This is a genomic window from Stenotrophomonas sp. PS02289, assembly GCF_029960115.1.
GTDB lineage: Bacteria > Pseudomonadota > Gammaproteobacteria > Xanthomonadales > Xanthomonadaceae > Stenotrophomonas.
This window is the reverse complement of record NZ_JASCOZ010000310.1, coordinates 1-2288: the sequence shown is the minus strand read 5'-3', so window position 1 is coordinate 2288 and position 2288 is coordinate 1. Positions and strand designations below refer to the sequence as shown.

The following is a 2288-nucleotide window of genomic DNA, read 5'->3' as shown; positions in this document are numbered from 1 at the left end:
GGTCGGCACCTACCGGTTCATGCGTGCCCACCCACGGTGGGCACGCACCGACATCAACGCGGCTGGTAACGAATGCTCAACCGGTACTCACGCCCCGGCTGGTTGTACCAGGCCACGGTTTCGTACTCACGGTCGAACACATTGCTCACTCGACCCAGCACCGACCAGTCGCGGCTGATCGCATACTCCAGGCGCAGATCCACCGTGCCGTAGCCGGCCAGACGCACCGTGTTGGCCGCGTTGTCGTAGCGCTTGCCGGCACCAAACGCGGTCACGCCGGCGCGGAACCCACCGAAGCTGCGGTCGATGTCCAGGCGTGCGGTGTTCTGTGCACGGCGGGCCAGCCAGTTGTCGAACTGTGCGCTGCCCTCGGTGCGGTTGCGCGGGTCGGTGTGGCTGAGCTGCGCATTGAAGTCGAAGCCTGCCACGCTGAGCGAACCGGTCAGTTCGGCACCGCGGATGCGCGCCTTTTCCACCTGCGACATCATGAAGGTGGTGGCGTCGTAGGTGATCAGGTCGTCGATGCGGGTCTCGTACACATCCAGCCCCCAGCGCCAGCTGTCGCCCTGCTGGGCGATACCCAGGTTGGCACTCTTGGACTTCTCCGGGTCCAGGGTCGGCACGCCGCTCCACGGGTCGTACAGGTCGCTGAAGGTCGGGGCCTTGAACGCGGTGCCGTAGCTGGCGTTCAGACGGAAGCCGCCGCCCAGCTCCATGCCCCAGCCGAGGCTGCCGGTGGTGTGGTTGCCGAACTGCTCGTTGTCGTCATTGCGCGCGCTGGCCTGCAGGTGGTGTGCGCCGAAGCGGGCCTGGTACTGCACGAACACGCCGGTGTTGTCGCGGCTGTCGACCAGATACCCGGCGCTGCTGCCGTCCAGATTGTCCTGGCTCCAGTCCACGCCCGCGCTGAGCAACTGGCCTTCGGCCAGGCCGATGTCGGCCTGCAGCGACGCGCTGTCGCGATGCGTCTGCGCCGCACCCAGCCAGGTGCTGTCGTTGAAGTTGTCCGACTCATTGTCGGCACGACCGACGTTCGCGGTCAGGGTGAAGCGCTCGCTCGGCGCGTAGCGCACCTTGCCGGCCAGCACCTGCTGCAGGGTTTCCGAGTAGTTGTAGTAGCCGTCGTAGTGGTTCTCACCTTCGGCACGCAGCGCGGTGCCTTCCACGCTGAGCGCGTCGGTCAGCGCGTAGCCACCGCGCAGGCTCATCGACAGGTTGCGGTAGCCATCACGGTCCGGCTCGTCGGCACCGCAGCCGGCGAAGGTCGCCGCGTCACCGCGGCAGCTGTTGATGCCGTCGGTGTGCTGATAGGCGATATCGGTGCCGAACCAGCCGCGCTCGCCGCTGCCGCCAATGCCGCCGCTGGCTTCACGCAGGCCGTTGCTGCCGCCGCCGAGCTGGAAATGCGGCGCAAACGTGCCGGTGTTGCGACGGGTGAAGATCTGGATGACGCCGCCGATGGCGTCGGCACCGTACAGGCTCGACTGCGGGCCGCGCACGATTTCCACGCGCTCGATCTGCTCCAGCGGCAGGTCCTGGATCATCGCCAGGCCGAGGTCGGCCGAGTTGATGCGCACGCCGTCGACCAGCACCAGGGTGTGGGCCGAATTGGTACCGCGCAGGAACAGCGAACTTTGCTTGCCCAGACCGCCGCTGTTGTTGAGGTTGATGCCGGCGCGGCCGCGCAGCAGGTCCTGCAGCGAGGGAGCCTGGCTGCGCTCGATCTCGGCGCGGTCGATCACCTGCGCCGGCGAGATGCTGTCCTGCAGGGCAATCGGGGTACGCGTGGCGGTGACCAGCACCTGGTCCAGCGCGGTGGCATCGTCCTGTGCGGCGGCCAGCAGCGGCAGTGCGCTCAGCACGGCCAGGGTAAGGGTTTGCAGCTTCATCAATCACTCCGGGCACCGCGCACGCCCGCGCGGCAAGGGAAAGGAGGATCACGCTGCAGCGGATGACGACGGTGGGCAGGCGCGCACGGCACTGCTTGCCGCCGCCATGCCCGCCGCATCGCAACCAGTCAGCTTGCAGGCCGGTCTCCGGGCTGGCGCGTCGAGTGGCGCTGAGCCGCTCGCACCAGGCACCTTCCCATGCCGCAGCACAGTGGTATGTCGCCTGGGTTCCACGCTTACCGTTGCGGGGGCAGCGCCGGCTTGTTCACCGGCTTCCCGTTTAAACCGCAGGTTGAAGGCTGCGGTCACCTGAAAGCACGCGGATTCTATCGCGTAGAGCCACGCCCTGCGTGGCTTCGACCCCCGTTTGGTACCGCGCAGCCACGCAGGGCGTGGCTC

Annotated in this window: 1 protein-coding gene and 1 riboswitch; the gene reads right to left on the bottom strand. The window is 67.6% G+C overall.

Annotated elements, in window-relative coordinates:
- Positions 1 to 53 precede the first annotated feature (53 nt).
- Positions 54 to 1889 (bottom strand): TonB-dependent vitamin B12 receptor, encoded by a 1836-nt coding sequence (gene btuB / locus QMX83_RS21255; protein ID WP_282298612.1) that lies wholly within the window; start codon positions 1887 to 1889, stop codon positions 54 to 56.
- A gap of 120 nt (positions 1890 to 2009) precedes the next feature.
- Positions 2010 to 2217: riboswitch (cobalamin riboswitch) on the bottom strand.
- Between the last annotated feature and the right edge of the window lie 71 nt (positions 2218 to 2288).